We start from the raw sequence: 7156 nt of genomic DNA, 5'->3' as shown, positions 1-7156 counted from the left end.
ACCCCCGCACCACCCGGCACCCGCCCGGGACACCCCGCACCTCCCGGACACCAGCAGCCACCGGACACCCCGGCTCCCGGACACGGGTCGATGCAGCCATGAATGCAGGTCTCGGCGGCCCGACCCCGCGGATCCTGCATCCATCCCTGCATCGAGCGGTGTCCGGGAGGTGCGGGCGGGCGGGAGTTCGGGGCGGGCGGGAGGTGCGGGCGGGAGGGGGCGGTGGGGTGGGTGGGGGTGGGTCAGGGGCTCGGGTCGGGGGCGGCGGCGACGTCGAAGGCGGCGATCCAGTCGTCGATGCGTCGCCAGTGGGCGAAGAGCCACTCCTCCTGGTCGCCCGGGTCGCGGGGGACGTCCTGCGGCGGCACGGACCAGCCCTTCATGACGATCCGCTTGTCCATCGGCAGCTCGCGCCAGATGTCGCGTACGGTCACGAGTCGGTCCAGGCCCGTGTGCGCGACGAACACGACACCCGCATCGGACGCCGCGCCGAGCGCGGACAGCAGCCCGCCGGAGTGCGGTGCCATCACGTTGACCATCTGCTCGGCCTGCTCGGCGAGGTGGTGCTGACCCTGCTCGCGCAGTGTGTCGATGCGCCTGGCCCGGCGGCCCGGCGTCACGTTGCCGCCCTCGGGGAAGATCACCAGCGCCCCGTCGGGGCCCAGGCCGGCCGCCAGGTCACCCACGGCGTCGGACAGCCGGGGAGCGTCGGAGCGTCGCGCCGAGCGCGGCGTGATGAACTGCGACGGGAGTCGGTTGAGCAGCACGTCGATCGCGGGGTCCCACTGCAGGGTGTCCTTCAGGACGATGCGCGGAGCGCGGTCGAACCAGTTGAGCAGCGCGTGGACCAGGATGAACGAGTCGCCCGGACCGGCGTGCCGGCTCGCGACGATGATCGGCTGACCGACCAGCACGCTGCCGAGCTCGGCGTCCACCACGTCGATCTGCAGCCGCAGCGTCCAGCGGATCTGCCAGAACAGGACCCGCAGCATGGTCCCCGCGAAGCGGTAGTGCACGCCCTGCCACCACGGCCGACGCAGGAAGAACCCGAACCCGCTCGCGATCCACAGCGAGAACGCCGCGACCAGCGCCGTCGCGTCCCAGAGGATGTAGAAGATCACCATCCAGATCGCGCGCACGATGCGCAGGCGGCCTGGCAGCAGCCACGTGATCGCCGCGCCGACGATCCCCGCGAAGATCAGCCCCACCGGCATCACGACGAACGCGAGCGCCACCATGAGCGGTGCGAGCACCACGCGCCGCACCCACTTGGGCGGCAGCCGCCAGTTCATGCCGACTCCAGGTAGCTCGCGGTCGCCTCGTAGGCGCGCTCGATGCGGGCGTGGGTCGCGTCCAGCCGCCGGTACGAGCTGAGCTTCTCGTCGCCCGGACCCGGTCCACCCGACGGCAGGACGTGGACCGTCACACCCTCGGGGACCTGCTCGATCTCCCGCGAGAACCTGTGCCGTCGGGCGATCTCGAAGCTCACGCGGGCCACCTCCGACGGCTTGCCGGGAGCCTCGAGCGACTCCTCGATCCGGCCGACCTGCAGCACGTAGACCCTCGTCGCACCACGCCGGACCGCTTCGCCCAGCGGGATGGAGTTCACGATGCCACCGTCGACGAAGTGCTCGTCGCCGATCTGCGTGGGCGGCAGGATCCCGGGGACGGACGCGGACGCCATCACGGCCGGGAGCACCGCCCCCTCGTCGAACCAGCGCTCCGCCGCACGTTCGATGCACGCGGCCGCGACCGCGAGCGGAACAGCCAGGTCCTCGAACCGCGCGTCCTCGCCGATCATGTCCGCGATCAGCCGTCGCAACGGCTCCGGGTCGTTCAGGTGCGTGCGCGAACGGGCGAGCCGGCGCAGCTGCTTGGGCCACGAGTCGCCGTACACCGCGGCGGCCGCGGGCGACGCCCACGCGTGCTCGAGCTTCGCGACGACGTCCGGCGTGGGATCGGCCGCGAGCGCGGCGCCGTTGATCGCGCCGATCGACGTCCCGACGATCGTGTCCGGGCGTACGCCGGCCTCGAAGAGCGCGCGCAGCATCCCGACCTGCACCGCGCCGCGCACGCCGCCGCCCCCGAGCACGAACCCCACCGTCACGCGCCGATCGTGGCACATCGCCCGGCCCAGGGCGCCGACCCGCCAGCGGAGCACGCGTGGACCGGGGCGGGCTCGGGTTACGGAGGGGCAGGCGCGTGTCGCGAAGGGGCTGGCCCGGGGTGGGACAGGTACCGGGCGGGACGGGGCGGACAATGGTCGCGTGAGTGTTGCGCCCCGACTGCCCCGAGTCCGCGCGTCCGAGCTGCTGGGCCGAGGCTGGCTCAACACCGGCGGACGCATGATCACGCTCGCCGAGCTGCGCGGCAAGGTCTTGCTGCTCGACTTCTGGACGTTGCCGGCGGTCTGACGAACTCGGCGCCGCGCGGCTTCACGCGCGCCGCGTCAGCGATACGCGAGGCGCGCTCTCAAGGCGGCGACGCGACGGATCGCGGCACGAACCGGCCCGTCAATGCGCTCAGGACCTCTCTTGTTCGGAAGGTCGCGAAGCACGTCACGGCCTACCTCGTCGGCGATCGCCCCGAGGTAGTCACACCGGAGCAACGCTCGGAGTCGGGCCTCCGTGATGCGTGTGCTGTGCCCGAAAGCGCAGTGGCGCTCGAAGGCGTCTCGCTCCCTGTCACTCGCGTCTGGCCCCACCAGGTAGCCCCACCGACCCGCCTCTGGAAACTGCCGGTCGCGCCGGTACGCCTCGGCGAGGAGCCTCCGGACTTCGAGGTCATGCGGATATGAACTCAGGAGGCCTTTGAGGCGATCACGCGCCTTGCGCACGTCACCGCGCGACAGATCGCCCTCGGCGCGCTCGATCCCTTTCACGGGCACAAGGATGCACCGAGTTACTGCATCGGTGCCGTCGTACCGGACACTGTGGTTGTGAGCGTCGAACCTCGTCGTCTTCCTCGCACCCGTGCGTCCGAGCTGCTGGGTCGGGGCTGGCTGAACACGGGCGGGCGGACGATCACGCTCGCCGAGCTGCGCGGCAAGGTCGTGCTGCTCGACTTCTGGACGTTCTGCTGCATCAACTGCCTGCACGTCCTCGACGAGCTGCGTGAGGTGGAGCGGGAGTTCTCCGACTCGCTCGTCGTGATCGGGGTGCACTCGCCGAAGTTCGTGCACGAGGCCGACCCGGACGCGCTGGCCGCGGCGGTGGAGCGGTACGAGGTGCACCACCCCGTGCTCGACGACCCCGACCTGGTGACGTGGCGCGCGTACACCGCACGGGCCTGGCCCACGCTCGTCGTGATCGACCCCGAGGGCTACGTCGTCGCGCAGATGGCCGGCGAGGGGCACCGGCACAACGTCGAGGTGCTGGTGCGCCAGCTGATCGTCGAGCACGAGGCGAAGGGCACGCTCCACCGCGGCGACGGGCCGTACGTGCCGCCGCCGGCCGCGGCGAGCACGCTGCGGTTCCCGGCGAAGGCGGTCGCGCTGCCCGGCGGCACGCTGTTGGTCGCGGACGCGGGGCACCACAGCCTCGCGGAGCTCGCGGCGGACGGCGAGACGCTCGTGCGGCGGATCGGCACCGGCGAGCGCGGGCTCGTCGACGGCGGGTCGGACGTCGCCCGCTTCAGCGAGCCCAACGGTCTGTGCCTCGTGCCCGACGAGCTTCGCGGGCCGCTCGGCTACGACGTGCTCGTCGCGGACACGGTCAACCACGCGCTGCGCGGCGTGCGGCTCGCCGACGGCCAGGTCACGACCGTGGCGGGGACGGGTGAGCAGTACCTGGTCGGCGCGGCGGACAACGTGCTGCCGTGGGCGGACGGGGCCGAGCGTGACCGGACCGGCGCGGGCTACGACGGGCCGCCGCTCGACGTGCGGCTGTCCTCGCCGTGGGACGTGGCGTGGTCGCCGGCCTGGGCGGGGTTCGTCGTCGCGATGGCGGGCAACCACACGCTGTGGGTGCTCGACGACGAGGAAGGGTCGCTGCGGCACGTCGGCGGGACCATGAACGAGGGCCTGCTCGACGGTCCGATCGCGCAGGCGTGGTTCGCGCAGCCGTCGGGGCTGGCGGTCGACGCCGAGGACCGGATCTGGCTCGCCGACTCCGAGACGTCGGCCCTGCGGTGGGTCGCGGCCGAGCGCGGCACGATCAGCGACGGCGCCGTCTCCACCGCGATCGGCGCCGGGCTGTTCGAGTTCGGTCATCGCGACGGGCCGGCGGCCGAGGCGCGCCTGCAGCACCCGCTCGGCGTCGCGGTGCTCCCCGACGGCTCGATCGCCGTCGCCGACACCTACAACGGCGCGGTACGCCGCTTCGACCCGACGACGAACGAGGTGACGACCCTCGCGACGGGCCTCGCCGAGCCGAGCGGGCTCGTCGTCGGGGCCGAGGACGGCCGCGCGCACCTGCTGGTCGTGGAGTCCGCGGCGCACCGGATCACGCGGCTGCCGGTCGACCTGACCACGGCCACGGCCGTCGACGGCGGTGCGCACCGCACGCGCCGGCCGGTCACCGAGCTCGGCCACGAGGTCGCGCTCGACGTCGTGTTCACGCCCGCCAAGGGTCAGAAGTACGACGACCGTTACGGCCCGTCGACCCGCCTGCAGGTCTCCTCGACCCCGCCGGGCCTGCTCCTGGAGGGTGCGGGGGACGCCGTCGCGCTCGGGCGGGCGCTACGGCTCGACCCCGCGGTGCGCGAGGGTGTGCTGCACGTGACGGCGCACGCGGCGAGCTGCGACGACGACCCGGCGATCGAGTACCCGGCGTGCCACCTCAACGCGCAGGACTGGGGTATTCCGGTGCGGGTGGTCGCGGGCGGCGCCGCGCAGCTCACGCTGCCGTTGCACGGCTGAGCGCGGCGGGGATCAGGACGCGCCGTCGACCGCGATCGCGACGAGCGCCTGCAGCGCGGTGGTCACCTGCGCGCCGGTCGCGGCGTTCACGGACGCCCCGATCTCGACGACCCAGGTCCGGTGCGTGAGCCGGACGGTGGCCTGCGCCCGCTCGAGGTCGGCCGGGCTGCCGCCGCGGGCGATCGCCGCGTCGTCGCCGTCGCGCTCCATGAGCACGGCCCAGTCCGAACCGCTGAGGGTCTCGGTCACGGCCGCGGCCAGCGCGCACAGGCGCGGCACCGCCCCGGACTGCGCGGCGGTGATCGCGGCGGCTCCCGCGACCACGACGCGCTCGGCGGTCACGGCCGGATCGGCCGTCGCGGGCACGGCGCTCTCCTGCGCGCGGGCGCGGGCCCGCTTGGCGCGGTACTGCGCGATGTCGGCGCGGCGGAACAGATGACGCGCGGTGACCTCGCCGGTGACGGCGGTCGACGCGAGTCCGTAGGAGATCGCGGCGCCGTGCGGAAGCGGGTAGCCCCCGACGACACGGCTGAGCACCTCGGCGACCGTCGCCCGGTGGTGGCCCACCGTCACCAGGCAGAACTCGTCGCCGCCGATGCGGGCGGCGGTGCTGCCCGGCAGCTCGTCGGCCACGCGGCGCAGCACGTCCGCGACGGTGCGCAGCAGGTCGTCGCCCGTCTCGTGGCCCATCCGGTCGTTGACGCGCTTGAGCCCGTCGACGTCGGCCATCACGATGCAGACCTCGCGGCCGTCCTCGAGCGCCGCCTCCGCGGCGTTGTCGGCGGCGCGTCGGTTCGGGAGCCCGGTCAGCGGGTCGTCGGCGACGAGGTGGCGGACCTGCTCCTCGAGGTCGACACGCGCGATCGCCCCGGCGAGCAGCGCACCGACGACCTCGGCGCGGGCGACGTCGTCGACCGAGAACAGGCCGCTGTCCGGACCGCGCAGCGCGTAGACCTGACCCCAGACCGAGCCGTTCACGACGACGGGGGAGGCGAGCGCGCTCGCGAGCCCGACCTCGCGCAAGGTCGCGACCTCGACCTCGTCGCCGGCATCGGTGTCCCCGGGCTCGACGGGCTTGCCCGTGACGTCCACGGCGTGGGCCAACCAGCTCGCGCGGTCCCGGATCAGCGTGCGCAGCGCGGGCCGGTCCTCTGCGCGAAAGGGCGTCGCGAGGTACTCGGCGTACCGCGGGTCGACCTGGCTGGGCTGGACCGTCAGGACGAGGCACGTGTCCTGCCGGATCCGGCAGACGGCCGCGCGCCGCGCACCGAGCAGCTCGGCCGCAGCGGCGGCGGCCGTCTCGACGGCCTCGTCGAGCCCCGCGCACCTGTCGAGGCGGTGCGCCAGCAACGCGAAGCCGCGCACGCCGTCCAGCGCCGCGGCGGCACGGCGCCCGGCGCGCGCTCCGGCGGGCCCGCGTCGCGTCACCGGGACATCATCGACCCAATCGACCCCGCGCGCTGCCGTGGGCCCACAGGAGGCCGCGGAATCACCCGTCCGGCCACCCGTCCGGCGCTGTTCGGGTTCATCACCCCTGGTGAACGGCCCCCAGCTCGGCAAACATCGCCTGGTTCAGCGAGAACGCGACCTGGGCCTCGGCGACGACCGCCGCACGCTGGTCCGCGTCGAGCGGCAGCGCGTCGAGGCGCTCGCGGTAGACGTCCTTGAACGGCTTGAGCTTGTGGATCTCCGGGAAGTCGTAGAACGACACCGCCTCGGCTGGCAGCCCGTAGTGCCGCTGCACCATGCGCTTGACGACCTGGCCGCCGGACAGGTCCCCGAGGTAACGGGTGTAGGCGTGCGCGGCGTAGCGGCTCACGTCGTCACCGCACGCCACGAGGCGCTCGGTGTAGGCGCGGGTCGCGGGCAGGAAGTGGACGCGGTCCCGCCAGTCGGCGCCGAGCAGGTGCTCCAGGTCGCGTTCGATCGCCGGGACGCGCGTGAGCTCGTCGAACACGAGGTCGTGGTCGCCGCCCGCCGCACGCACGCGGTGGCCGGCCTCCTCGAGTGCCGTGTAGATCGAGAGCTGCTGCACCGCGAGGTCGGTGTACGCCTCGCGGCCGAGCCGGCCGGCCATGAGGTTCTCGACGAAGGCCATGCCCTCGGCCTGGCCGTGCTGCTCACGGGTGCCCTCGCGCAGGGCGAGCGACAGCGGGACGTCACTCGCGGCGGCAGTCGCCTGCGTCGCGGGAGCGGGAGCGGGGCGCTCGGAGATCGTGGTCACGACGGTCTCTCTCGGGTCGGTGGACCGCGTTGCTGACGCGGTGTCACCAACCTTACCCGCCGATATTAGGTTTG

General features: G+C 73.5%; 7 protein-coding genes. 2 read left to right on the top strand and 5 right to left on the bottom strand.

The window, feature by feature from the left end; translation table 11 throughout:
• Positions 1-242: 242 nt before the first annotated feature.
• On the bottom strand, positions 243-1292 hold the full coding sequence (locus CCO02nite_RS13565; protein WP_146843703.1) for a 1-acyl-sn-glycerol-3-phosphate acyltransferase: 1050 nt from the start codon (positions 1290-1292) through the stop codon (positions 243-245).
• A complete protein-coding gene (locus tag CCO02nite_RS13560) occupies positions 1289-2107 on the bottom strand; it encodes a patatin-like phospholipase family protein (protein ID WP_146843701.1) in 819 nt (272 codons plus the stop codon). Before CCO02nite_RS13560 ends, CCO02nite_RS13565 begins: the two co-directional genes overlap by 4 nt.
• Before the next feature lie 160 nt (positions 2108-2267).
• Here CCO02nite_RS13560 and CCO02nite_RS15775 point away from each other — a divergent pair, with 160 nt between their 5' ends.
• Positions 2268-2414, top strand: coding sequence for a hypothetical protein (locus CCO02nite_RS15775; RefSeq protein ID WP_186812704.1), 147 nt, complete (start codon positions 2268-2270; stop codon positions 2412-2414).
• A 35-nt stretch (positions 2415-2449) separates the two neighbouring features.
• Here CCO02nite_RS15775 and CCO02nite_RS13555 read toward each other — a convergent pair whose 3' ends face one another.
• Complete coding sequence (locus CCO02nite_RS13555; protein WP_146843700.1) at positions 2450-2881, bottom strand: DUF6584 family protein; 432 nt, start codon at positions 2879-2881, stop codon at positions 2450-2452.
• Between the two features lie 57 nt (positions 2882-2938).
• Between CCO02nite_RS13555 and CCO02nite_RS13550 the strand changes: the two genes are divergently transcribed.
• On the top strand, positions 2939-4858 hold the full coding sequence (locus CCO02nite_RS13550) for an NHL domain-containing thioredoxin family protein (protein ID WP_146843699.1): 1920 nt from the start codon (positions 2939-2941) through the stop codon (positions 4856-4858).
• 12 nt (positions 4859-4870) lie between these two features.
• Here CCO02nite_RS13550 and CCO02nite_RS13545 read toward each other — a convergent pair whose 3' ends face one another.
• Together CCO02nite_RS13545 and CCO02nite_RS13540 are read right to left on the bottom strand one after the other, a co-directional pair.
• On the bottom strand, positions 4871-6286 hold the full coding sequence (locus CCO02nite_RS13545) for a GGDEF domain-containing protein (protein WP_146843697.1): 1416 nt from the start codon (positions 6284-6286) through the stop codon (positions 4871-4873).
• A gap of 100 nt (positions 6287-6386) precedes the next feature.
• Positions 6387-7082 (bottom strand): biliverdin-producing heme oxygenase, encoded by a 696-nt coding sequence (locus tag CCO02nite_RS13540; RefSeq protein ID WP_371862517.1) that lies wholly within the window; start codon positions 7080-7082, stop codon positions 6387-6389.
• Between the last annotated feature and the right edge of the window lie 74 nt (positions 7083-7156).

The organism is Cellulomonas composti (genome assembly GCF_007990245.1).
GTDB lineage: Bacteria > Actinomycetota > Actinomycetes > Actinomycetales > Cellulomonadaceae > Cellulomonas > Cellulomonas composti.
Note: the sequence above shows the minus strand (reverse complement) of the source record. Positions and strands in the feature narration are given on the sequence as shown.

Coding starts and splice junctions, on each gene's coding strand:
- CCO02nite_RS13565 (WP_146843703.1), bottom strand. CDS start 1,292: ATGAACTGGCGGCTGCCGCCCAAGTGGGTGCGGCGCGTGGTGCTCGCA.